Raw genomic sequence first — 24,215 nt, 5'->3', positions numbered from 1 at the left:
ATGAAAGAAATTACAGGAGATTTACTGGTGCTGGCCTTGCAAGGCCAGTTTGATGTCATCGTTCACGGCTGTAATTGTTTTTGCACCATGGGCGCTGGTATTGCCAAGACCATCAAAAAGCAATTTCCTGAGGCCTATGAAGCAGACCAGGGAACCCTGCCCGCCGACCATACCAAGCTGGGCAGCTACAGCCAGGCCAGCATAGTCAAAGGTGACACGCGCCTCGTTATTGTCAATGCTTATACCCAGTATGACTGGCGTGGCAAGGGCGTGAAAGTAGACTATGCAGCCATACGCAAGGTGTTTGCCAGCCTGCGGCATGAATTTGCAGGCTTGCGCCTCGCTTATCCCTTGCTTGGCGCAGGGTTGGCCAGAGGTGACTGGGACCAGATTGCCGCTATCATCGATGCAGAATTGGCAGGAATGGATCATACGCTGGTGCGTATGAATACGTCAGTCATCAAATCTGCTTAGGTGATTTTTCTTTCTACCAGTAGGAGCGGCTTCAGCCGCGAATTTTTGCTGCCTAGACTCTGCAAGATAGCCTGGGTAGTGTTTGCACCTGTTCGCGGCTAAAGCCGCTCCTACAGAGAATTTTGTAGCAAACTGAAAATGCCGGATTGCATTCAGGCAGACTATTGCATTCACAGCTAAAATGAGAGCATTGTTTCAAGATTTTATATCATAAAGTTCTACTCTCATCCCAGGAGCTGTTGCAAATGAAAACCAAGTATTCCGGCGCGCAGCGCAATGAGCGCGATACCTTTGGCGAAATTGCCGTCCCCGCAGATGCATTGTGGGGTGCGCAGACCCAGCGGTCCTTGCATCACTTTGCCATTTCCACAGAAACCATGCCGCCAGAACTGGTGCTGGCGCTGGCGCGCGTCAAGCGCAGTTGTGCCCAGGTGAATAGTGATCTGGGGCTGCTGGATGGCAAGGTGGCAGGGGCGATTGCCCAGGCGGTGGAAGAAGTATTGGCGGGCACGCATGCAGCAGAATTTCCACTATCGGTATGGCAAACCGGCTCGGGCACGCAGAGCAATATGAATATGAATGAAGTGCTGGCCAACCGCGCCTCAGAATTTTTGGGTGGTACGCGCGGCATGAGCCGGGTCGTGCATCCAAATGATCATGTGAATATGGGGCAATCATCGAATGATGTCTTCCCCACGGCCATGCATGTGGCTGCAGCGACGGCTGTCATTGAACAAGTTTTGCCATCCCTGAAAAAACTGCGCACTACCCTTGATGCCAAGGCCAAAGAATTTGCCGACATCATCAAGATAGGCCGTACCCATTTGCAAGATGCCACACCGCTGACCCTGGGCCAGGAAATTTCAGGCTGGGTGGCACAACTTGACTATGCCGAAAAAGCCTTGCGCCACACTCTGCCAGCCTTGCAGGAACTGGCGATAGGTGGCACGGCTGTTGGCACTGGTCTCAATACCCATGCTGATTTTGGTGACCTGGTTGCCGCCAACCTGACGCTGGATACCGGCATTGCCTTTAGCGCAGCCCCCAATCGTTTTGCGGCACTGGCTGGCCATGATGCCATGGTCAGCAGCCATGGCGCACTCAAGGCCCTGGCGACTGCCTTGATGAAAATCGCCAATGACATACGCTGGCTGGCATCCGGCCCGCGTTCTGGCCTGGGTGAATTGCAGATACCAGAAAATGAACCTGGTTCTTCCATCATGCCCGGTAAGGTCAACCCTACCCAGTGCGAAGCCATGACCATGCTGTGTTGCCAGGTGCTGGGCAATGATGTGGCACTCAGCATAGGTGGCGCATCCGGCAATTTTGAATTGAATGTTTTTAAACCCCTCATCGTCCATAACTTCCTGCAAAGCTGCCGTCTGCTGGCCGATGGCATGGCCAGCCTGGATGAACATTGCGCCCAGGGCATGCAAGCCAACCGCGCACGCATCAAGGAATTGCTCGATAATTCCCTGATGCTGGTGACCGCACTTAACCCCTATATCGGTTATGACCGCGCCGCTGCGATTGCCAAGCATGCGCATAGTAAAGGCACGACCCTGCGCGAAGCGGCACTGGCACTGGGCTATGTCACGGCCGAGGAATTTGATGGCTGGGTCAGGCCTGAGGACATGGTCTGATCGACTATCCATAACGCCGGTAGGGTGCGCCGTGCGCACCATGCTTTGCAATGTCTTATTAAAACGGTGCGCATGGCGCACCCTACTAACTTGTACTTAATTATCACCTGGAGTTATTTATGTCTGACGCACTCATGCTGGTCATCCTTATCCAAACCAAACCCGGCCAGCGTAGCGAGCAAATCGCTGCCTATACCAGGCTGGCACCCTTGGTGCGCGCTGAGGCTGGTTGCCTGCAATATGATATGCACCCTGTCGATGGTGATGAAGATAAATTTGTGCTGGTTGAAAAATGGACTTCCAAAGCCGCCCTGGACGCGCACGATGCCATGCCTTACATGATAGAAGCCGATGCACTCAGCCCGAGTTTTCGTACAGGGCCTGCTACCGTTTTATTTTTGGGACCAGTGATCGCCTGATTGAAGTAGGGTGCGTTATAACGCACCATTAAGTATCAACCCATATGGCGCGGGGGCTGCGCTCTATTCACCATACATCATGAAAAAAAATTGCGTAAAAATCGTTGCTTATAGCCTGTTATCCCTGGCCATGGCTGGCTGCGTCAGTCCGCATCCAGACGCACCTATGATTCAAACTGCGAATAGCAGTTACCACCCCGTCATCCTGATTTCCATCGATGGTTTCAAGCCAGAATACCTGGGGCGTGGCGTGACCCCTGCCCTGAATGCATTGGCTGCTGAAGGTGCCCGCGCCGAGAATATGCGGCCTTCTTTTCCATCGATTACTTTTCCCAATCACTATACTTTGGTGACTGGCTTGCGCCCCGATCATCATGGCATCGTCGCCAACACCATGGATGACCAGAACATTGCAGGCGTGCGCTTCAAGATGAGTAATAAAAGCGCCGTGCTCGACAGGCGCTGGTGGGATCAGGCTGAGCCTGTCTGGGTCACGGCAGAAAAAAATAAAATCAAGACCGGCATCATGTTCTGGCCAGGTTCAGAAGCGGCTATTCATGGTGTGCGTCCCTCGGAATACAGTGCCTTCGATGAAACAGTAACACCAGTGGCAAGGGTAGATACGGTATTGCACTGGATGGACAAGCATGCTGACAGCCGTCCAGGATTCTTGACGATTTATTTTGATCAGGTCGATCATGCCGGTCATGACTTTGGCCCTGACACCAAAGAGGTGACAGATGCCGCGGCCACGGTTGACGCTGCCATCGCCCGCCTGACCGAAGGTTTGCGTGCGCGCCGGATTGCGGCCAATATCGTCATCGTATCCGACCATGGCATGGCGGCGACCAGTTCAGAGCGCACCATCTTGCTGGACCAACTGGCTTCGCCAGCCAGTTATGATGTCGTGGTCTACGGCAGCTATGCAGGCATAGAGCCCAAGGCCGGACAAGAAGAGAATGTGGCTAAAGCGCTATTGAAAGCCCATGAGCACATGCAGTGCTGGAAAAAAGAAGACATCCCGGCCCGCTACCAATACGGCAAAAACCCACGTGTACCGCGCTTTGTTTGCCTGGCCGATGTTGGCTGGCTGGTCGTGCCGGATGCCAGGGCTGCGGGCAAAGCCAACAAGGGCGCACATGGTTACGATAATCTGTCGCAGGAAATGCAGGCCCTGTTCATTGCCCAAGGTCCGGCCTTCAAGAAAGCGACGGTCTTGCCAGCGTTTGATAATGTGGACGTGTATTCACTCTTGATGAAACTGACAGGCCTGCCTGCCCAGCCTTCAGATGGCACGATTGATGCTATTCAACCGGCATTGGTGCAGTGATTGCTGCCAGTAGGGGACATTGAGATCAAGACCAAAAATCTCACCACAGAGACACAGAGGCGCACAGAGGAAGACATCTGAAAGGATGTACATGCAGGGGGGGCGCATGGCGCACCCTACTGATAGTGACAGATATCAAGCTGCCACGGTCGCCTGGCCCGCGGCAAACTCCCGCAAGCCTTCACCTGCCAGGCGGTAGCGTATCCATTCATCCTGCGGTTTGGCACCGATGGACTGGTAAAACTGTATCGCCGGTTCATTCCAGTCCAGCACACTCCATTCCAGCCTGCCACAACCTGTTTCTACGGCTACCTGCGCCAGATGTCGCAATAGCGCCTTGCCTGCACCACTACCGCGATGGCTGGGCGAGATATACAAGTCTTCCAGATACATGCCCTTGCGCCCCAGCCAGGTGGAATAGCTGAGGAAGTAAATCGCATAACCAACCGGCTCGCCATCAATTGCACAGATCAGGCCACGGGCCGGGCTGTCGGTAGCAAACAGGCTTTGCCTGATATCTTCGATGCTGGCGATGACTTGATGTTCGGCCCTTTCATAAATCGCCAGCTCAGTGATATAGGCATGGATCAGGGCTGCATCTGCAGGCAGGGCGGGGCGGATGGTAATGTCCATGTAATTCTCATTGTTAGTCCCTCCCATTCAAGGGGAGGGTGTGGATGCGGTTCGGACAAATTGCCCTACCTAAAAAATGTATTGAAAACCAACATGTCAAGGCTGCACAATGATGGCTGCTACCTGATTGCAGCGACCTCGCATTTGCCGCACTCATTTACCACACTCATTTGCCTCAATCATTGCGACACCCATTTTCAGTACTCATTGCCATATCCTAGCAAGCCAGCCTACAATGCTGCAAGTGCAATTACTTCACACTATCATGCAGAACATGCATCTTGACCTGCGCAAGCTGGATCTTAATCTCTTGCTGGTATTTCATGCACTGTATCAACAACGCTCAGTCACGGCTGCCGCGCATGAGCTGGCACTGAGCCCGTCTGCGCTCAGTCATGCTCTGGCCAGGTTGCGCCAGTCGCTGGGCGATGAGTTGTTTGTGCGGCTGGATAACCAGATGCAACCGACGCTACGGGCTGAGCAAATTGCCAGCACGGTCAGCACAGCGTTGACGCAATTATCGGCTGGTTTGAACCTGAACCAGCGTTTCGATCCCACCAGCAGCCAGCGCAATTTCGTCATCTCGGCCAGCGACTATACGGCCTTTGCCATCTTGCCGCGCCTGATCTGCAGGCTGCAGCAAGTCGCTCCGCAAATCACGCTGCGCATCATCAATACCAACCAAAAACTGGCACTCGATGAACTGGCGGCAGGCCATATCGATTTTGCCCTGGGCTATGATGAAGAACGCCTACCTTTACCAGTGGGCCTGGAAGAATTTGACTGGTTGCAAGATGACTATGTCGCCATCGCCAGCCAGCAACATCCATTGATCAAGCGCAAGCTGACACTCAAGACTTATCTGCAAGCCCGCCATGTCGTCGTCACCCCCTGGAATGAGAGCCGCGGGGTTATCGATTACGTACTTGATGGCATGGCCCTGCAAAGACAGGTGGCCGTGCAATTGCCCAATGTGCTGGTCGCCCCCTTCATCATCGCCAGCAGTGAACTCATCATGACCCTGCCACGCCATGCAGCCGTGACGCTGGCAGAGGCGGCAGGCATAGCCATTTACCCTGCACCTTTTGCCATACCGCCCTACACCCTGAAGGTATATAGCCATAGCAAATATGCGCGCAGCGATGCGCATTTGTGGTTGCGCAGATTGATGATGGAGGTGGCGGGGCAGGTCGTTACTTAGTGCTCGTGGATTGAGAATTTGTAGGGTGCGTTGCAACGCACCGTCCAGTCATGCGCAAGTGAGATTGGCTTTCAGTGCTTTTAGCTCAAGTAAAATTTCTTCAGTTCCGGCGATACTACGAGCTAGCATCCAGTCGGGTGCTGACTTAGCTTTCAATTCTTTGAGCTCAGGTAAACGCTCTTCACATGTCTGGATATTGGTGTCGAGTATCAGGATTAATGTTTTTTAATATAGAGAACCCCACGAACACTGCTTACAAAAAAGCCCCGTAGGCATCCAGCTGAAAAGAAATTTCTAAATCGCACATCCTGCGCAAGGTTTTCCAGTCCAGTACCATTCCCGCTGTTCCCTCAAAAAACCATCCTATAAAAAAATGCATCTCACCACCGGACGAGGTCATGTCAACGATCTCTTTTCTTTTCGACTCTAGCAGGTCAAGCGTATTATTGATGGCAGCTTCCAAAGAAGCGCCTTCATCAAGCTCAAATCTGCACGTACAAAAAGATTGTTTATGTATCCCGCCCAATAATCTACCATCTTCCGTTTTCCTTACTTCTCCAGCCAAATGGCATTTCCATGGTACCAGTTCAATCAGGTCGCAAAGTGCCTGTAAATCGATTTCTGGATGTGTCATCCTTAAAGAAAGTGCAAATTCCCTCTGCTTCTGTTGCGTCGTCATTAAATTCATGCCTGTGTTTTCTTGCTGAACTAGCTCACCTGCCAAATAGGACCTCTAGTGCACACTCCCATGCGGCCACATATCCGCCTACTGTCTGCGACACACTCACATCTGCAGCAGCCAGCTTCACTGCCTGCTGGCTGTCTTTAGCTTGCAAAGCCGGTTGTGCTTCTGCCAGAGCCATCAGCAACTCTCCCGTAAGCTTATCCAGCGCCGGGCGTATGTGTGTTTTGAGATCAGGCGGATTACTAAACGGTGCTTGCGACTTGCTTGTCCATTCCTTGAACAAGGCCGTTTGTATCATCTTGCCTGCAATAATCTGCGCAGAAAAAAAATCCTGCGCCAGCTTGGGGTCCAGACCATATTGCGGTGCCTGCTGCGCCAGCGCATCCAGTATCTGTTGTTCGCGCACGGGGTCATCGATGGCGGCTTTGGTATTCCATTTATACATGGCGACATCTTGCGCCAGGTCCAGGCGTTGCTGCATCAGACTCAGCAGGCGTAGTAGTCTGGGGTCACTGGCGTTCTGGGCATGGGCGCAGGGTGACAAGGCAGTGCATACCAGGGCAATGTAGAACAAACATGATAAAAAAGTTTTTTGGGCAGTGCGCTGTGCTACTGCAGTAAGAGAATGATGTGCCATCTATGATTGCCAAGCTGTTTTCGAAATGAATACTGCACATTGTAATGCCAGCAGATTTTTTTTAGCGATCAAAGCGGGTCTGTTTTATCCAGATGGGGCAGTATTGCTTTATCCTGTCAGCATCGCAGATCTTGTATTCAAGGTGCAGGCACGAGATCAGCGTCTTCAAAAAAAGATGCCTGCGATAACACTGGCCTCGCTGTATCTACTTATATTTTTTTTCAGTTTTCTTGAAAGACAAATAATTCAGCAAGGGCAGGATGGCAAATAATGCGAAGAACAATTGAATTGCCATGTATAGAACTGATGTTACTCCATCCATTTTTGATGGAAATGCAATTGCCGTAATCAGTATCAACATGACCGATATACTGATGTAGTCCAGCCATACTGCAAATGGGGCAAGCTGTTTAGTCAATTCTTTGACGGGTGAAAGGACAATGATCTTTCTTCCGAACCGGGTGCGCCAAAATAAATAAGCTATCTGGAAAAATGGAGCATAAGCTAGAAATTCTTGCAGATTTTCGGTTTCTTCAATGTTACCAAAGAGCGCGGCCCCATACGCGGTGCTCAAGATGAAGTTTAATCCAATATAAAATGGTAGTAAGCGACGGTATCTCTGCCATTCAATTACCCTTATTTCAGATTTCCATTTTTCTCCTATCAAGGGATACAAAATATTTATTCCTGAACCGTGCTTACCCGAGAGTAGTAACATTCTGCATCCTTTATGTCACGCATTTGTGGTGACAGTGAGTAGATATTTGCTAAATGGATGGCATCTAAAATAGCCTGCTTGCCAGCTAAGTAAAAACTCTTGCATTTCTTAGGAGTGGCTTCAGCCGCGAACATTGTGCCGTGTCGGCCATTCGCGGCTGAAGCCGCTCCTACAGAGGACAGTGAGTCACTGCCTTACCAGCATAACTAAGCCGCTCTGCTTTACATGGACAATACTGGTATCTCTTTTTTAGGCAAGCGCCGTATGCGCAAGTAAATACGCAGGCTGGTGTATGAAAAATACAGGCAGGCTGGTATGTAGATGCAGCAGATAACCAGATAAACCAGTGGATGGTGATCCCATAGTCGCAGAGTAGGCATGGGATAGATAGCAATCGGAAATACCATCATATTCCAGATGCACAACATCACCAGCAGCCGCTGATATTTGCTTCTTTTGGAGCGCGAGTCAGTATAGATTTCTGGCACTTTGTCTGCGATGATGGGCTTGCGCCAATATTGCCAGCCAGACGATGCCAGCACATGTTCCCAGCCTGCATCGATAATCAATTGCTGATAGTTGTTGTCTGGCTCCAGCGTTTTCAAGAAGTTCCAGTTCATATTGGAGATATAGTCAAGACGATAGGCGACCTGGGCAGGCTGGCCCTGGATAAAGCTGTAGACGCCAAAGGCACTGCGCTCTTTCAAGTGTAAACCCTGGCTGGCCATGTCCTGCAGCCACAGTTGTTCTTGTTCATCTTCCCATGACCAGAAGCATTTAAATTTTTTTATCAGTTGGCCGTTCATTTTTTCTCCGCTGGCTGCTCAATTTAAAACCGTGTTTCACACATGACCTGGCCTTACTCTAAGTGCGCAATTGCCTGATGCGTAAATAGACGCGCACAGTGGAATAGGCGGCATGCAAAGCCGCGGGCAAGGCGATGCCAAAGACGGCGATATAGGCCAACCAGCCATGTCCCCAGTTCTGTAGAGTATCCATGGGATTGCCGATCACGAAAAACAAGAGAAAATCCCAGAAACACAAACCCAGCAAGAGTCGCTTGTACTTCATTTGTTTTGATGCCGCATCGGTATAGATTTCAGGTATTTGCCCCTGCTTGACGGGCATGCGCCAGTATTGCCAGCCTGATGTTTCGAATACATGTTCCCAGCCAGCATCGATGAGCAACTGCTGATAACTGTCATCTGGCTCCACAACATCTGGGACATTCCATTTCGTGACAGGCACATAATCCAGGCGATAAGCCAACTGCGCGGGCTGGCCCTGGATAAAGCTGTAGATGCCAAGCATATTGCGTTTTTTAAAATGCCAACCCTGGCTGGCCATGTCCTGCAGCCATAGTTGTTCTTGTTCATCTTCCCAGGCCCAGAAGCATTTGAATTTTTTGATCAATGTCTCGCTCATGTTGCTCCTCCGGTTTTTAATTTGGGCAGTGCGAACTGCGCGTTACGGAACATGATTTCCAGGCGACGTATATGCTCGGTTAGCACCATCCTGCCTTTGTCGCTGAGTTCATAGTATTTGCGCCGCTCTTCTTCCTTGACCTTGTTGATCAAGCCTTGCTTTTCCAGGGTCGCAAATGCGCCATACAGGGTGCCAGGACCAATCACGACATTGCCTTCGCTGATATCTTCCACTTTTTGCATGATGGCGTAACCATGCAAGGGCTCGGTCAATACCACCAGTACATAGAAAGTGGCTTCTGACAGTGGCAGATACTTTGAGTAATTGATTTCTTCCATCTGCATCCCTGTTCCTGTTTTCTGTAATGCTATATATCGATAAGCGTTATATCGAGTCTCGATACAGCGTTCATCGATATATTATCAGGCAGATTGCAGATGTCAATAAAATTATTCACCTGCTGCATACGCGCTGCTGCAGCGAAAAATTGCAGGCCTGATTGCTAAACCGAGCCTGGTATTTTGTGTAGAAGTCATGAACGGAAAGCAAAAAGGCCGATTGAGTCTTAGCTCAATCGGCCTTTTATTGCGCGCCATGCTTTCTTTATAGCAGGTCTGCTTGTTTAGTCACGCTTGCTTACCGATGCCAGGTAAATACCTTGCAAATACCTTATAACCTCAGGCCTGCCCCGCAGGCAGCTTCCAAAACCTGACTGCCAGTGCCGCCAGTGCCGTGACTGTCGCCATGCTGGTGACACCTATCCAGCCCCATTGCGCCAGCAGTGCGCTGCCCAGGGTAGCACCGGCTGCCATGCCGATGAACATGCCGACAAATAAGACTGCATTGAGGCGGCTACGCGCTCCATTGTCTATGCCATAGACGATGGTTTGATGGGCAATCAAAGTGCTTTGTACACCCAGATCAAACCCCACCGTACCTATGCCCAGCAACCACAATTGCGCCGTAGGCGGGAACCAGGGGCTGAGGTTCATGATGGCAAAAGATACTGCCGTCAAGCCAGCGCCCAGCTTGGTCACCAGTTCTGGCCCGCGTTTATCGGCCAGATGGCCAGCCAGTGGGGCTGCCAGTGCGCCGACTGCACCAGCCAGGCCAAAGGCACCGGCAGCAGCACTGCCCATGTGAAAAGGTTCAGCATGCAACATCACTGCAAGAGTAGACCAAAAGCCGCTAAAACCCATTGCCAGCAAGCCTTGTGCCAAAGCAGCGCGACGCAGTTTGCCATGGCGGCGTACCAGATCCAGCAGTGACGCCAGCAAGGCGCGGTAACTCATGGTCGTGGTTGGCACAAAATGCGGCAAGCCATGCCAGATCGCTACCGCAATCAGTGCAATACCCAGTGCTGCCAGTACAAACATGCTGCGCCAGCCAAATTGCTCGGCCACAAAGCCACTGACCACGCGCGACATCAGGATGCCCATCAGCAAGCCCGTCATGACCGTGCCCACCACTTTGCCGCGGCGTGATTCATGTGCCAGCGTGGCAGCAGCTGGGACGATGTCTTGCGCCATGGTGGCCGTCAAACCTATTGCCAGGCTGGCCATCAGCAAGATGCCCAGGCTGTGTGAAGAGGCCATCGCCAGCAGGGCAACCACCAGCAAACCCGCCTTGATGAGAATGATATTGCGCCTGTCATGCCGGTCGCCCAGCGGGGCCAGCAGCAAGATGCCCAGCGCATAACCGAGTTGCGTCAGGGTCGGCACATAGCCTATCTGGAGATTACTGACACCGATATCCTTAGCCAGTATGCCCAGCATGGGTTGGCTGTAATACAGTGAAGCCACCGACAAACCGGCCCCGGTAGCCAGTAGCAATACCAGCGGTGCCGAAGGTTGTTGATGGATAGCCGTGGCCTTGGCGGTGTTCATGCCAGCTTGCAAAGCCGCATTTTGGTCATGCGATTGGTGAATGGAAGACATGCTGTGATCCCTGTTATCTGATAGAACTCAGTCTACTGGGGCGCCAAATTAAACGGTAGTAGCAGGTAGTGCAGATTTGTTATACATTAAACGTATGACCAAAGCCAAACTTAAACATCCCGACCAGACTGCCACTGCATCCCTGATGACAGGTGCTGGTGACCGCATAGAGTTGATGCAAACCTTTGTGCGCATCGTTGAGGCGGGCAATCTGTCGGCTGCCGCTGCCCAGTTGGGCACGACCCAGCCCACCGTCAGTCGCCGCCTGCAATCGCTGGAACAATTTTTAGGGGTGCGGCTATTGAACCGCTCCACCCACAGCATGCGTCTGACGGCCGATGGCGAGCGTTGTTATGAACATGCCAGGAACTTGCTGGCAAACTGGGCCAGCTTTGAATCAGACTTGCGTGGCGTGACCGAAGAACCAGAAGGTCTGTTGCGTGTCGTCGCCCCTCATGCGTTTGGTCAGCAACGCCTGGTCAAACCGCTGGCTGACTATCTCAGACTATATCCGCGTGTGAATGTAGAGTGGATGTTGCATGACGAGACTTTGCTGCAGGACTTTATCTCTGAGGGCATAGACTGCGCCATCCAGATAGGCGAGCTGACGGACAGCAACCTGGTTGCCATCAAACTGGCTGAAGTCCCGCGCATCGTCGTTGCTGCACCATCGATACTGGCGGGCCGGCCCATGCCTCAGCAAGCCCTGGACCTGGCGGATTTTCCCTGGCTATCCCTGCGAACTTTTTACCGCAACGAAGTATTCTTGCATCACTTGCACACTGGCGAAATCCAGCGCCTGGCATTTACCCCGCGCATGAGTACCGACAACCTCTACGCCCTGCGCACCGCCACGCTGGAAGGCCTGGGCGTCGGCATCGGATCAACCTGGATACTGACCGACGATATCGCCGCAGGACGACTGGTGCAACTGGTGCCGCAATGGCAAGCCAAGCCCCTGCCTGTGAACCTGGTCTATCCCTATGCACGTTTTTATCCGGCACGCCTGCGCAGGTTTATAGAAGTGATACGGGCAGCGGTGCCGACGACCTTGCATGGCTAGCATGATTGACGTTTAGAAAGTCGCAGGCTTGCTTGTTCAGTTGTCCATCATTTTTTAAGCTCTGCACACTGGTGCAAGCAAATCTGCCATACAATTAAGTCATTCAATTTTTGCATTTTTTCGTTGTCTCTCTCACCTGAAGGATGCTCCATGACTCATGCTCTTGTTGCGCTGCCACCTGGTCTGTTTCGTGCCAACTCTTTGCGCCCACATGCACCGCGCCCGGCGCTGGGGTTCAAGACCGGTATCAGCCAGGCCCTGCCTTATCCCGGCTCAGGAGAAAACCAGGTGATAGCCGTTGCGGCTGATGGCAGTGTCTGGACTCTGACGCGTGACAGTGTCTCGCAATTCAGCAATAGCACCGGAGGCATAGTCAAGATTTGCGACTATGCTTTATATAATCAAAGCACCTTTGGTTTTCCCCAGCATCTGGCACCGGTGAATTTCAAACGGGCTTTTTTCATCCGCAGCAAAGACAATAATCCCGTCGTCATGGAATATCACAAGGATGTGATTGTCGACCCCGGTTCAGTCAAGGCCCTGCCAGTGTTGCCTGAGAGCGATTTTCCCAACATCATCACCGCCACCGCTGATGGCAATATGTGGGTGCGAGGGCGCAGTGGTCACGTATGGCAATACCTGAATAGCGCCTGGCACAAAATCGCCACTCCGGCAGGCATGGTGATACAGCAAATCAGTGCCGGTGCAGCTGATTTTTTACTGGCCCTGGTCAAGCAAAATGGTCAGGACATCATCATGCGTCTGCAAAATGCTGCCTGGGTCAAGCATGATGATCTGCCCCACAATGGCATACGCTGGATAGGCGCATGTGAAGACGGAGAATACTGGTGCACCTCTGCCGCCATGATGGAGGATGGTGACTTGCATTTGATACGCAATGCCGTCAAGGTGCAGAGCTTTAAGATACTGAAAGGCACAGTTGGCCTGACGGCGGCCACCCATCGTTCCTGTTATTTCTGCTCCATCACTGAGGGTATTTTCAAGCGTGCCACACTGGGTATCATAGACCAGCCAGCGCAAGAATGGCCCACCATGACAGCAGTGCAAAAAGAAATTTATGGCAGCATGTCCAGTGAGCTGGGTATTGCTGATGTAGGCGGCATACGTTCGCAATACACCAACATCAATGCAGCCTTCTCCATCTGGGCGGGCAAGCTCGAAAAAATCACCCGTCCCGTCAAGTTTACCGAGGCTGACTGGAATGAGGTCAAAAACCAGTTGCTCGATGAACTCGAATACGTGCAAAGCGTCACCACCCTGTCCACCAATGTGGCCCTGCTCAATGGCATCATGGGCCAGATTTATACCAACACCTATAACCAGGTCGTGAAAATGATGGGCTTGCCCGAGCACAGCACCGACCAGCCCAAGACGGCAGTAGAAATGGTGCTCGATAAATTGCTGAACAAGCTGGAAGGCGCACTCATCAGCAAGGCCAAAGCCGTGATAGGTGCAGAAGCCGTTGATATCTCGGTGGCCTGCTTCAAGTTTGCCAATGACCAGATGGCCAAAGAACATCATTTGCCAGATGGCTCTGTGCCATTGATCATCGCCTGTTCCGAGCTGGCAGGCACTCTCAGCACCCTGGTAGTGAAAAGCGAAAAAGCCCGCGGCGATTACCAGACTGCCATCCTGCAAGACTGGGGCAAACTCAGCGGCTGCGGTGAAGCCATACGCAGCGGCATCTGGTTCTGGGCGCCCGGCACCACCTATGACAAAGTCAAGGATGCAGGCAAGGCCATCGCCCTGAATTTTTACCAGACCCTGATGCCAGTCAAATGGAAAATTGTTCTCTGCGAAGGCATACAGTCGGTACAACTGCGTACTGATCCCTTCATGCACAAAGTACCGCGTTATTCACTGATGTGCAAAATGCTGGGTACGCAGGTTGACAGAATCTACTGGTGGTATGCCTGCATGGAAGTTGGTGCCCCCGTCAAACAACAAAGCGAAGGTCCTTTCCCTGACCAAAGATTACTGGAAACTATCTTTGCACTGGATACCACACCATTGGATTTTTTCTCAGGCGCAAGTGGCTGGAAATTACCAACCGCAGAAGTCTCCGGCTACCGCCCACCAGAAGGTGGGGCGCAATGGCAGGCTTACCAGAATTTGCCTACGCCGTTTTAGGCTGGCTGCTTTTTGTGCAAGCTGTGTTGCGCGCATCTTGCACAGTGAACTTCCCGGAAATTCGCTCATCATCCTGTTAGCAGTTTTTGTGATGCCTGCATGTCAAACAGCTTGTTTGACATGCAGGGCGTGCAGGGGGCTTTCAGCAAAACACGATGGCTGTCTTGTGTGCCAGGCTCAGACGAGCGCATTCAAATAAGAGTATCCAGGATTCCAGTTCGCGATAACAAGTGGTTTCCTGCATTGCTTCTGCGCAGATACGGGCGGCTTCGGTATCTGACAATTGCCCGTTGCTGAGCTGAATGCCGAGTGCAGGTGCCACCAGTACCAATTCTTCCATCAGACGGTAAGATGAACCCAGCATTCCGCCTGGCAGGCCAGTATTCTCATTGTCGGCGAACAAGACTTCTTCAAAGTCTACAGGTACATAATAGCCTTCTGCATCTGAATGGCAGATCAAATGACTGCTCATGTAGTCATATTCCGCTTGCAGCACTTCATCCTGGCTTGGGTCTTCTCCTTTCGGCAAGGATGTTGCCAGCCATGCCGGGTCTGCCCTGCGGTGGGCGTAAGCACGACGCAAATAGTGGATATAGGAATAGGGAAAGCCATCAAGCTCAGAGCGTGAATCCAGCTGTGGAAGCGAGCGTGGCTCTACGTGCGCAGGCAAGCCTGCTGCATTCAATACTTCATTGATGGCTGCCCAGCCTGGGTCCAGCCCTTCATCACGATCTGCATCATGATTGTCCCGTCCCGACAATACGCCTACACTGATACCCAAACCCATTCTTCTCTCCCCGAGATATGCTGCATACGGTGCAGGTGTACACAGCGTCAAAAAATGTGATGGTATCGTTTCAAGTGGAGGGATGCAAATTAGATTGAGTAAGCCTGTTGCGCACCCCAGGTGTTAGCCAGCTTTCGCCCCTGCCCAAGGCACTCAGTTATAATCCAGAGCGGGAACGATGGTGTAATGGAAGCACACCTCAACCAAGAGGAGATGGCGCCGGTTCAATCCCGGCTCGTTCCCTATCCATTCAGATGGCAGGGTGCGTTATAGCGCACCCTTGTATGCACCAGATTTCACTCGCGTCAAAGACACTCCGCTATACTTCATACCGGGAACGGTGATGTAATGGAAGCATGGCTCCACAGCAAGGGAGAAAGCGTTGGTTCAAACCCAACTCGTTCCCAGTCAATTTCATAGCTTGTGATTCTCCTGGAAATCATCATCGAAATATTCAGCTTTCCAGATTACTCCGCTATAATCCGCGCTGGGAGCGATAGTGTAATGGAAGCACATCTGCATTGCATGCAGAAGGCGTTGGTTCAAACCCAGCTTGCTCCCTACAATTCAAGATGAAGGCCTTATGTCTTCATGTGCATGGCCCGTAAATTTTGACCTATGTAACCTGCACAGCTATAATCGTCGCCGGGAACGGTAGCGTAATGGAAGCGCGTCAACATATGCATGAGGGAGGTGTTGGTTCAAGCCCAACCCGTTCCCACCACTCAGCGCGCACCCTGCGTGTACACATGGACAGACGAGGATATCCGCGGTGGCATTTACCGATGAAGAACTGAACATCGCCTTGAAGGTGCTGCAGGTGATTGCAGATGAGCCTTCGCAGATGGATGATCATCCACGCTTCAAGACCCTGATTGCCAAGATACAAAAAGGCGCCAAGCGCGGACACAGGCAGACACGTGCTGTCGCAGCCAAAGAACAATTGCGTAATGCACGCATGCAAACCGGGCTGGTGCGCTCGCAACAAAATGCAGCCATGCTCTTGATTCCAGGTGATGCAAGTGGTGGAGTGCTATGGTCACAACGCTGCTATGTCTGCAAGCAGGGCTTTCAGCAACTGCATCATTTCTACCATTCCCTATGCCCGCTTTGTGCCGAGAAAAACTGGAATAAACGTCAGCAGCGCGCCGACTTGCGCGGGCGCTATGCACTGGTCACCGGTGGGCGCATCAAGATAGGTTTCGAGACTGCCTTGCGTTTTTTGCGAGATGGCGCTCATGTCATCGTGACGACCCGTTTTCCACAAGATGCAGAACGGCGCTTTCTGGAATTGCCAGACTCTGGCGACTGGGCAGAGCGCCTGAGCATCAAGGCGCTGGACCTGCGCTGCATTCCTGATGTAGAAGAGTTCGCCAGCAAACTGAACCAGGAATTGCCCCACCTCGACATACTCGTCAACAATGCGGCGCAAACCATCAAACGGCCACGCGAGTTTTATGCGGCCCTGATGGCTGCCGAACCAACGCCCTGGTTGCTGGAAGCGAAGACGCATTATCTGGGACAATTACCCAGCTATGCAGATTATTTTCCGCAACAGGAGATCGATATCTACGGCCAGGCACTGGACAAGCGGCCCAGCAATTCATGGTCGCAGCAACTGCATGAAGTGTCCACCATGGAGCTGCTGGAAGTGCAACTGGTGAATGCCGTTGCACCATTTTTATTGACCGCCCGCCTCAAACCGGCAATGCTGCGTTCGCCACATCTGCGCCGCTTTGTGATCCAGGCTTCTGCCATGGAAGGGCAATTCAATCGCAGTGGCAAAACAGAATTTCATCCTCACACCAATATGGCCAAGGCTGCGCTCAATATGATGGTGCGCACCAGCGCCCAGGAATGGGCGCGTGACGGCATCTATATGAATGCTGTGGATACCGGCTGGATCACGGATGAAAAACCTTATCCGCAAGCCATGCACGTGCGGCAAACGCAGGATTTTTATACGCCACTGGATATCATTGATGGCATGGCACGCCTGGTAGACCCGATCGTGCGTGGTATCAATGAAGCAGAGACGCCACTGTTTGGCCATTTTCTTAAAGACTACGAAGCTTATGCCTGGTGACTCATCACAACTTGCAGTCATGGAAGAACACAGCGTCAAGTGTCCTGTGCATCGCGTCAGCATCATCCCATGCGATGCGGCTGAGCTTGACCCTTTGCTCAGGCATCTCAGAGCCGATCTCAGTGTCAACCTTACCGCGCAAGGCAATCAGCAATTTCCGCGTGGGACCCTGACAGTTGATGGCCGCCTCGATCTATGCAAGCAAAGCCTGGGTACTGATCACTGCCTGAGCATCACCAAAGCATTAGAACACAATACCCAGGTACGCAGCCTCATGCTGGGGACGGACGCCATAGGTGATGCCGGAGCCGCTGCGGTGGCCGGGCTGGCCAGTGTCAATCCTCATCTTGAAGTGCTTTATCTGGGCTGCAATAACATAGGGCCTGCAGGTGCGCTGGCGCTGGGCAATACCCTGGCGGCTAGCGCGCCAAACATTACTGGTCTATGGTTGAAGCGTAATCCGCTGGGCTCTGAAGGTGCAGCGAATATCGCCCACATGCTGCGCAGCAATCAGCAGTTGCGCGTGCTGGACCTGGTCAACACTGATTTGCGTGCATCAGGCGTGCAAGCCATCGTTGATGCCCTGTGCAGCGATAATCACAGCCTGCAAAGCCTTTACCTGAGCGGCAATGGCCTGGAAGTATCCAGCGCGGCTGATCTGGCACACCTGCTGCGCGAAGCACCGCATATCAAGGCGCTGTACCTGAGCGTCAATCGCCTGGGAGATGAAGGCGCTTTATTACTGGCAGGAGCCTTGCGCGACAACCACACATTGCATACCCTGGAACTAGCGAGCAATGGCATCAGCCAGCAAGGAGCCAGCGCCCTGTTGGACGCCGCCATCTATTCATCATTGCAAAGCCTCAATCTTGGTTATGCACCCTCTACCAGGGTGCTAGGTGCACAAGCCAATTGCATGGGCGATGACGGTGCTGTGCAAGTCGCACACCTGATCGGCGCATCTGCCACATTGCGCAAACTTAATGTGACACGCAATAGCATCAGCAGGCATGGCCATACGGTATTGTTTGATGCCGCGCTGCGCAGCATGCAATTGACTCAACTGAGTACCGATCGTCGCTTGCCTGATGAACTGAGCGAACATTTGCAGCGTAATCTATCCCTTTGCGGAGAAGTTGTTTCGCAGGACCAGGCCATGATCAGGAGTGTTTATCGCTAAATGGGTTCTGAGTAAATATTGGGGCGTCCAGATATTCTGTAGGGGCGGCTTTAGTCGCGAAATCTGCTATAGCTCAATATGACTGATACGGTAAAATTTTTGCGGCTGAAGCCGCTCCTGCAGAGGATAAGTGCTGCATTGCTCAGCATGTTCCCTCAGATCAGCGACATGGAATATCTTCGTAATTGAAAGGAAGAATATGCTACCAAGTAAATACACCTGCAGCAGTTGTAATGAAAGCTTACTCTTTCCCTTTAGAGATGCTTTTTACTATCTTGGCCCTGAGCTCGCAGGTCAACAGATTGATAGTGAGCATCTGCTGCCTATACCGACGCGTCCGGCCTGGTGCAAGACATGTGCACAGCTATGCATGGCTGAAAATATTGCGAATTTGCGCGACTTTGAAAACGCTTATGGCGCAGCGCGTAGCGGTAAATTCATTGAATATCCGCTGAACACTGAGCACCTTGAAGCTGACATCGCGATGAAAGAAGTCGCAAGCTATCTGCGCTGGAGAATGTCGCGTTTGCGTGCAGCAAGGGCGCTTTGCTGCGGTGGTAATAACTACCAGTTCATGGATGTAGCGCAACCCATGTTCAAGCATGCAGAATGTGATTTTGGCTATATGCAGCCTGAATATCTCTATCCTGGTTCATACAATGGACCAGGTCCTGGCGTGTATGACCCCGCAAATTTTCGGTTCTATGACCCGGAAGGGGAATTGATTGGGCAACTGACATGGCGCAAGCGCGGCGATAATAAATGGGAGACTGAAAAATTGAGTTACCCTGATGTTTCAGATGAATAAGGTGTACATTATCTGGGCTAATCGTCCTTGCGTTAGCGTACAGATTAAAGATGAATGTATACTTCAGAACCAACAATTGCTACTCTAAAAATAAGTTCTTTTATGTTCAGCTTTCTTCAATCAACTATCTACGTCCAGATTTCTCCCGAGCGTCTGAGCGTACGGGATGTAAAGTCTGGCCAGACCATTTCAGAAATAGCTGAAATAGCGATCAGCGCGCCACCAAATCAGAAAATAATAGGCATAGGTGCAGAGGCGCGTTCTGCTGCGGCAGCGCAGAATGCCGCCATCGTAGTTAATCCTTTTGCTCATCCGCGCTCTCTGGTTTCTGACTTTACCGTGGCACAGCAGCTTATCAAGGCATTCTTGTCCCGTCTGGTGGGTGGATCAACTTTCAAGATGTCGCCCGTTCTCATCATGCATCCCCAGGGCAGCCCTGCAGGAGGTTTTACCCAGGTTGAGAACCGCGCATTCCGTGAGCTTGGCTTCGGTGTTGGCGCTGCAAAAGTCATACTTTGGCAAGGTGCCGACCTGACAGATCAAGAGATATTGTCAGGACAGTTTTCTTCACGTGGCAGAGTATGTGACTGAGTTATTTCCAGATTGCGTAGGTGCGATTTAGCGCAGAAAATCACCGGCATCTTGATCGTTCCGATTCATCACTTTGAATGATTATGGCCGAATGTCAGTCGGAACCTGCATATATTGACGATGCATCTTCTTACAGAAAGCCAGCTTGTCTTGATTTTGTAAAAGTCGCCTGGCCTATGTCCATAAAGTATCAATTAGAAAATTTCACTTCAGACTATAGTCTGTTTCATCAGAATAACTGTCTAAATTAATAGTCACATCGACTTCTTTTCCCTCACCATTACTCAAGACAAATCTGAATGAATCTTTTGTATTTGGTTTTCCAGGTGTGTAGCTATATTGATCTCCAGTAGCATGAATACCCAGCACACCATTTTTTGGTATTTTGATAGTTTTGATTATCAAGCAGCCAGGCCCCCATGTTCCTAATTTTCCACCATTGTCAAAGTCAAGATAAGCACAGGCTTGAGATGCTGGATAAAAATAATTAGGATTGACATAGCGAAATCCATTGCGGGTTCTATAGGTAACAGCTTTCCCGCTACCGTCACGTGAGCTGATGCCAGCAGAAGTCTTAAAATCTGTGGGAACTCTAAATGATAAAGAAGGAATCCCTAGTGGCCCGACGCTGAGATAGGTGTAGCCTGGTTCAATATGCTGATTTTTTAATCTTGCCAACTCGTCTAAGTTTTTTTGAGATCGGATTTTGTCATTGATAGGCGAATTTTTTTCTGAAACGATGAGTGCTGGTGGTGTTTGCATGGATAAAATCATGATCAATGACGCCTGTGCCTGAGGTAAATCCATGTTCACGGCATATCCTTCACAATGCTAGTTAATAAAAGTTCGTCTGGCTTCGTCGCTGGAATTGGCATATCAGATATGCACACTGGCGAGAGTGACTATCGTGTCATCGTCCAGGCTGTCGAAATATTCATCGCTCATGTAATCCAGGAGCACGCCATCATGGATCACCATGCTATGGGGCACGTTACTGAAATAGTGGAACATCTCCAGATAGTCGTTTCGTGAATACAGGAGTTTATCTATACTTTCATGACTGCGTGGATTGCCAAAAACATGGGCGATGCTCTGCTCTTGCAGGGAAAATTTTCTCAATTGATCATCATGGACCCAAGGCATGTTTAACATGGCTTTGACGGCTGCCTGGCCCATCCATAGTCTGAGGGCTTCAGATTCAGAATAGCGGCCACCATGGGCTATTTTATATTTTGTCGAGATAATTTCGAATGGTGTCCAGACCTGTGATCCACAAGCAGCGGCGGCATCACACCAGCGCTGATTAGCAACTGTACGCACTGCCTTGCGTACTTCCTGATAATCAAGTGCGCCTTTGCGGGCGCAGCCTGCATAGCCTTCTATGGCATGCTTGGGGGTGTAGCCATCGCTTACCATGCCATGCCTCCCCGGCTTCAGTTTTAATTCAGGAATAGTATAGTTGAACCACCATATAAAACCATCAGGCACAGTACGATTGATAATTTCGATAACCTGGCCTGCGCTGTCCACCCGCGCCCAACCCTGCCTGTGCATGCTCTCAATATCAGGCTTGCAGCCATTTTCCAGAAGGCGGTAGGAGTGCTCCATGGTCCACTCAGCAAAACTGCCCTTTTCCGTTCCTGCCCGGTTAGCATACCTTGCCTTCATTTCATCCAGAACATTGAGTTCTACTATATGCCTGCTATTTGCATCGATATATTCTAATTCCTTGTATTTTTCTAACTGATCCTGAAAATTGTCACCCAGAACCAAAATATAGATATTTGCCATGAGGGTTTTGCTTTGAAATTCAATGAGCTATTTTAAAAAACAAATTATATCGCCAGGGCTGGCCTTTTCATCTACATAAGATCTCGTCGGTAAATATACATATGGCACAAGATGGTTGATATGAAATTTATTTTGTTACAATCCCTGCTTCCCTATTTTCTTAGGCTTGTTTGCATGATCAACAGGCCTGGTTCTGACGCCCTTTTTTTTCCACATGATGAAACTTCAAAACACAGCAGCCCTTACTCTCGCACTTCTCTTATCTGCTTGCGGCGGTGGTAGTGGTGGCAGTTCTACCAATACTGCAGCTACTAGCGGAACTGGCAATAGTGCAGGGCCAGATACGCAACAAGCTTGCACCAACAAGTTTGGCCGCACCTGGACCGAAGTCGATGCCGTTAAACAAAAAATACCGAGCTTTGACAGAGTCATTTACGGTAATGGTCTTTTTTTGGGGACTGGCTATGCTAAGACAGCCTTGAGCAGGGATGGCGAAAACTGGACTGACGTTTCATCCTCCCTTATTTCAGGACGCTATTTACCTACATATGCCATGGGGAAATTCTTCATGGTGGGACGGACAGACGTGCTAACAACTCAAGGGATAATACCTCAAATGGCGGTGACCAGCTCATCAGATGGTATTCATTGGGAGCACACCATTCTTGCTGATGCGTCCAAACCATCTTCATCAGCAGTACCCATCTTTGAACCATGGGGTTTTTCCTACGGTAATGGCAGGTTTGTTGCTGTGGGTAGTGACGGTAAAATTATATGGAGCGCCGATGGAAAGAATTGGAAACCAGCAGCAAATGTCGCCGACTTTAAAGTCTATGGATTTGGCTGGAGTGCATATGTCAACGGGAAATTCTATGCTGGTGGTTCGACTCCAGACGTTGTTTATGTCAGTAGTGATGGCAATAACTGGCAAATGCAAAAAATCATCACGGATGCAGATACTACTCGGCCTATAGGTCTAACGGGCATGCAGTATGTTAACGGTCAGTATATTGCTTCAGATTCTGCTGGCAGCCTGATGTACAGTAAGGACAGCATTACCTGGAAAACCATCTTCAAGGGACGTCATTCAGACAACGTTAACGGCAATGCTATCGTGACTGGTGCGGGTCAATTAATGGTGGCCGACATTGCATCCTCCTTTACCAATGACGGCGACTATATCTTGTACAGTTGTGATGGCATGAACTGGGAAAAAACAAAAGTCCCCAATGGTACTTTCACTTACTCTATAGCCATAGGGGATGATGCTGCGGTGATAACTACAGGGCCGAAGCATTACTTTTCCAAGTATTAAACTGTATAAAATTTGAGCAAATACCAAACTGGCTTTGTGTTTGATATAAAACCTGACACGATCAATACCATGCGAATTCGCCACCTGACAGATTCTGAAAATGATAAAACCTGGAGCAGCTTTTGTGAGGGGGCGAATGTTCATGTAAGCAGCGGTGCGAAAGGTAAAGAAAAAGAAAGCGACAAATCACAAGATACGCCTACGGCTGCCCTTGCGTGGGCAGAGAAAGAAGAATGGTCCAGGATCAAGAAAGGTTTTGTACTGGATCAGCTAGATGCACAGGCAGGTGAGCCACGCATGCACCGCCTGCGCAGCAAGGCATACACAGGCGCCTTGCCAATTGCGGATATAGCAGGGCAAATGCTATGCAATAGTTTTGACGACACCCGACCTGGTGACCGCCTGTATTTACTTGATGCCTCGGGACAGCAAACTGCTTTGCCAGACCTGCCCCTGCAACGCCTGGCCTGGAAGGCGATTTATTTACCGACCTTGCAGCGCTTGCTGATCAAGGCTGACCACCAGGTTTTGTCATGGGCAAAAGGCGATACAGCCTACACGGTCTTGAGTGCGCCCAACCAGCACCCGGTCAGCTGTCTTGATGCACAAGGCAGCCTTGCCGTCTGGTATGCCGAACCCCATCTGGTGGTGACGGACCTGCATTCAGGCCAGCAGCTTTTGAAACTTCCCTTGCCCTATGAGTTGTATGGTGGCCATACTTCGCAAATGGAAGCAGCCTTGTCGCCCGATGGCGCCACCCTGGCCTATTGCGCCTGCGCAGGTGAGATAGTCTTGCTGGAGATCGCTACAGGTGCAGTGCGTGCCACTATCGCAGGTGACTTCAAGATGATCAAGCTGCTCAAATACTCGGCCGATGGCGGCTACCTGATCGCAGAAACCGCTTACGGTAATAACAGCCATCTGTGCTTTGACATGCAAAGCATGGCTTTGCGACCAGGCTGGCCAGCGTCCAGCTTTGATGGCAGGACCACGCTAGCCTTGTCCCCTGACGGCAAACTCTGCGCCATTGCCAACGGTAACAAGATGCAGATTTATGACTTCATCACGCTGGAATGCACATTAAGCTTCAGGATAGAACATGTTGTCAAGCGCTGTAGCATAGGATGGGTAGGGCAATACCTGGGCGTACAAACCGACTATGGCTGCGCGAGTTTGTATGCGCTGGGCTAGTAATTGAGGACCTTGACCGCTGTTGCAAACCCCTGCCTGCGAGCGTCGTTTTTCAGTAGCGTGGCGCGGTAGTTTTGCAATGGATATTGTCAGCGCCTCCTTATTGCCCCTATACTCGCTGACACCATTTCCCATTCTTCTACTGAGAGG

The 24,215-nt window shown here is 51.0% G+C and carries 24 protein-coding genes and 4 tRNA genes; 17 read left to right on the top strand and 11 right to left on the bottom strand.

The features are described from left to right. From ACO0LF_RS17245 to ACO0LF_RS17230, 4 genes are all read left to right on the top strand, one after another. Entirely contained in the window at positions 1-474 is a 474-nt protein-coding gene (locus ACO0LF_RS17245; protein WP_423016128.1) for a macro domain-containing protein, read from the top strand. A 245-nt stretch (positions 475-719) separates the two neighbouring features. Beyond that, positions 720-2,117, top strand: a complete 1,398-nt coding sequence (gene fumC, locus ACO0LF_RS17240) for a class II fumarate hydratase (RefSeq protein WP_423016126.1) — start codon at positions 720-722, stop codon at positions 2,115-2,117. Between the two features lie 119 nt (positions 2,118-2,236). Next, positions 2,237-2,536, top strand: a complete 300-nt coding sequence (locus ACO0LF_RS17235; protein WP_423016124.1) for a putative quinol monooxygenase — start codon at positions 2,237-2,239, stop codon at positions 2,534-2,536. Positions 2,537-2,615: 79 nt separating this feature from the next. Further along, positions 2,616-3,866: an ectonucleotide pyrophosphatase/phosphodiesterase gene (locus tag ACO0LF_RS17230; RefSeq protein ID WP_423016122.1), complete on the top strand. Its 1,251-nt coding sequence runs from the start codon at positions 2,616-2,618 to the stop codon at positions 3,864-3,866. Positions 3,867-4,001: 135 nt separating this feature from the next. Here ACO0LF_RS17230 and ACO0LF_RS17225 read toward each other — a convergent pair whose 3' ends face one another. After that, complete coding sequence (locus tag ACO0LF_RS17225; protein WP_423016120.1) at positions 4,002-4,499, bottom strand: GNAT family N-acetyltransferase; 498 nt, start codon at positions 4,497-4,499, stop codon at positions 4,002-4,004. Positions 4,500-4,773: 274 nt separating this feature from the next. On the opposite strand from ACO0LF_RS17225, the gene ACO0LF_RS17220 reads away from it, so the two are divergent. After that, entirely contained in the window at positions 4,774-5,700 is a 927-nt protein-coding gene (locus ACO0LF_RS17220; RefSeq protein ID WP_423016399.1) for a LysR family transcriptional regulator, read from the top strand. 253 nt (positions 5,701-5,953) lie between these two features. Here ACO0LF_RS17220 and ACO0LF_RS17215 read toward each other — a convergent pair whose 3' ends face one another. The 7 genes from ACO0LF_RS17215 to ACO0LF_RS17185 all read right to left on the bottom strand — a co-directional run bounded on the left by ACO0LF_RS17215 (position 5,954) and on the right by ACO0LF_RS17185 (position 11,102). Next, positions 5,954-6,388 (bottom strand): DUF4279 domain-containing protein, encoded by a 435-nt coding sequence (locus tag ACO0LF_RS17215; protein WP_423016118.1) that lies wholly within the window; start codon positions 6,386-6,388, stop codon positions 5,954-5,956. 25 nt (positions 6,389-6,413) lie between these two features. Next, positions 6,414-7,022, bottom strand: coding sequence for a gamma subclass chorismate mutase AroQ (gene aroQ / locus ACO0LF_RS17210; protein ID WP_423016116.1), 609 nt, complete (start codon positions 7,020-7,022; stop codon positions 6,414-6,416). 205 nt (positions 7,023-7,227) lie between these two features. Continuing rightward, a complete protein-coding gene (locus ACO0LF_RS17205) occupies positions 7,228-7,740 on the bottom strand; it encodes a hypothetical protein (RefSeq protein WP_423016114.1) in 513 nt (170 codons plus the stop codon). A gap of 221 nt (positions 7,741-7,961) precedes the next feature. Beyond that, on the bottom strand, positions 7,962-8,546 hold the full coding sequence (locus ACO0LF_RS17200) for a DUF2812 domain-containing protein (RefSeq protein WP_423016112.1): 585 nt from the start codon (positions 8,544-8,546) through the stop codon (positions 7,962-7,964). A gap of 58 nt (positions 8,547-8,604) precedes the next feature. After that, positions 8,605-9,165, bottom strand: coding sequence for a DUF2812 domain-containing protein (locus tag ACO0LF_RS17195; protein WP_423016110.1), 561 nt, complete (start codon positions 9,163-9,165; stop codon positions 8,605-8,607). Continuing rightward, complete coding sequence (locus ACO0LF_RS17190; protein ID WP_423016108.1) at positions 9,162-9,509, bottom strand: PadR family transcriptional regulator; 348 nt, start codon at positions 9,507-9,509, stop codon at positions 9,162-9,164. The genes ACO0LF_RS17195 and ACO0LF_RS17190 overlap by 4 nt, the downstream gene beginning before the upstream one ends. Before the next feature lie 333 nt (positions 9,510-9,842). Further along, positions 9,843-11,102, bottom strand: a complete 1,260-nt coding sequence (locus ACO0LF_RS17185) for an MFS transporter (protein ID WP_423016106.1) — start codon at positions 11,100-11,102, stop codon at positions 9,843-9,845. Between the two features lie 94 nt (positions 11,103-11,196). Here ACO0LF_RS17185 and ACO0LF_RS17180 point away from each other — a divergent pair, with 94 nt between their 5' ends. Beyond that, on the top strand, positions 11,197-12,165 hold the full coding sequence (locus ACO0LF_RS17180; RefSeq protein ID WP_423016104.1) for a LysR family transcriptional regulator: 969 nt from the start codon (positions 11,197-11,199) through the stop codon (positions 12,163-12,165). A gap of 150 nt (positions 12,166-12,315) precedes the next feature. Beyond that, positions 12,316-14,316: a hypothetical protein gene (locus tag ACO0LF_RS17175; RefSeq protein ID WP_423016102.1), complete on the top strand. Its 2,001-nt coding sequence runs from the start codon at positions 12,316-12,318 to the stop codon at positions 14,314-14,316. 142 nt (positions 14,317-14,458) lie between these two features. Here the strand turns inward: ACO0LF_RS17175 and ACO0LF_RS17170 are convergent, their stop codons facing one another. Further along, positions 14,459-15,103 carry a hypothetical protein gene (locus ACO0LF_RS17170; protein ID WP_423016100.1) on the bottom strand — a complete coding sequence of 215 codons (645 nt, stop codon included), beginning with the start codon at positions 15,101-15,103 and terminating at the stop codon, positions 14,459-14,461. Positions 15,104-15,275: 172 nt separating this feature from the next. Between ACO0LF_RS17170 and ACO0LF_RS17165 the strand changes: the two genes are divergently transcribed. The 8 genes from ACO0LF_RS17165 (at position 15,276) to ACO0LF_RS17130 (ending at position 19,768) form a co-directional block, all read left to right on the top strand. Then, a tRNA-Leu gene (locus ACO0LF_RS17165) sits at positions 15,276-15,346 on the top strand. A 91-nt stretch (positions 15,347-15,437) separates the two neighbouring features. After that, positions 15,438-15,509 (top strand) — tRNA-Ala (locus ACO0LF_RS17160). 84 nt (positions 15,510-15,593) lie between these two features. Then, a tRNA-Ala gene (locus ACO0LF_RS17155) sits at positions 15,594-15,664 on the top strand. An 87-nt stretch (positions 15,665-15,751) separates the two neighbouring features. Beyond that, positions 15,752-15,823 (top strand) — tRNA-OTHER (locus ACO0LF_RS17150). 52 nt (positions 15,824-15,875) lie between these two features. Then, a complete protein-coding gene (locus ACO0LF_RS17145) occupies positions 15,876-17,189 on the top strand; it encodes an SDR family NAD(P)-dependent oxidoreductase (protein ID WP_423016098.1) in 1,314 nt (437 codons plus the stop codon). 19 nt (positions 17,190-17,208) lie between these two features. Continuing rightward, positions 17,209-18,369 carry a hypothetical protein gene (locus ACO0LF_RS17140; RefSeq protein ID WP_423016096.1) on the top strand — a complete coding sequence of 387 codons (1,161 nt, stop codon included), beginning with the start codon at positions 17,209-17,211 and terminating at the stop codon, positions 18,367-18,369. Positions 18,370-18,739: 370 nt separating this feature from the next. Further along, positions 18,740-19,177, top strand: a complete 438-nt coding sequence (locus tag ACO0LF_RS17135; protein WP_423016094.1) for a hypothetical protein — start codon at positions 18,740-18,742, stop codon at positions 19,175-19,177. A 102-nt stretch (positions 19,178-19,279) separates the two neighbouring features. Further along, positions 19,280-19,768: a rod shape-determining protein gene (locus tag ACO0LF_RS17130; RefSeq protein WP_423016092.1), complete on the top strand. Its 489-nt coding sequence runs from the start codon at positions 19,280-19,282 to the stop codon at positions 19,766-19,768. 204 nt (positions 19,769-19,972) lie between these two features. Here the strand turns inward: ACO0LF_RS17130 and ACO0LF_RS17125 are convergent, their stop codons facing one another. Both ACO0LF_RS17125 and ACO0LF_RS17120 read right to left on the bottom strand, forming a co-directional pair. Then, positions 19,973-20,581, bottom strand: a complete 609-nt coding sequence (locus ACO0LF_RS17125; protein WP_423016090.1) for a hypothetical protein — start codon at positions 20,579-20,581, stop codon at positions 19,973-19,975. A 63-nt stretch (positions 20,582-20,644) separates the two neighbouring features. After that, on the bottom strand, positions 20,645-21,559 hold the full coding sequence (locus ACO0LF_RS17120; protein ID WP_423016088.1) for a hypothetical protein: 915 nt from the start codon (positions 21,557-21,559) through the stop codon (positions 20,645-20,647). A gap of 214 nt (positions 21,560-21,773) precedes the next feature. On the opposite strand from ACO0LF_RS17120, the gene ACO0LF_RS17115 reads away from it, so the two are divergent. Beyond that, complete coding sequence (locus ACO0LF_RS17115) at positions 21,774-22,874, top strand: hypothetical protein (RefSeq protein WP_423016086.1); 1,101 nt, start codon at positions 21,774-21,776, stop codon at positions 22,872-22,874. A 69-nt stretch (positions 22,875-22,943) separates the two neighbouring features. Then, entirely contained in the window at positions 22,944-24,065 is a 1,122-nt protein-coding gene (locus tag ACO0LF_RS17110) for a WD40 repeat domain-containing protein (RefSeq protein ID WP_423016084.1), read from the top strand. Positions 24,066-24,215: the final 150 nt, after the last annotated feature.

The organism is Undibacterium sp. Di27W, from assembly GCF_049340345.1.
Lineage (GTDB): Bacteria > Pseudomonadota > Gammaproteobacteria > Burkholderiales > Burkholderiaceae_D > Undibacterium.
The sequence above is the reverse complement of the archived record's forward strand: the minus strand, read 5'-3'. Positions and strand labels throughout refer to the sequence as shown.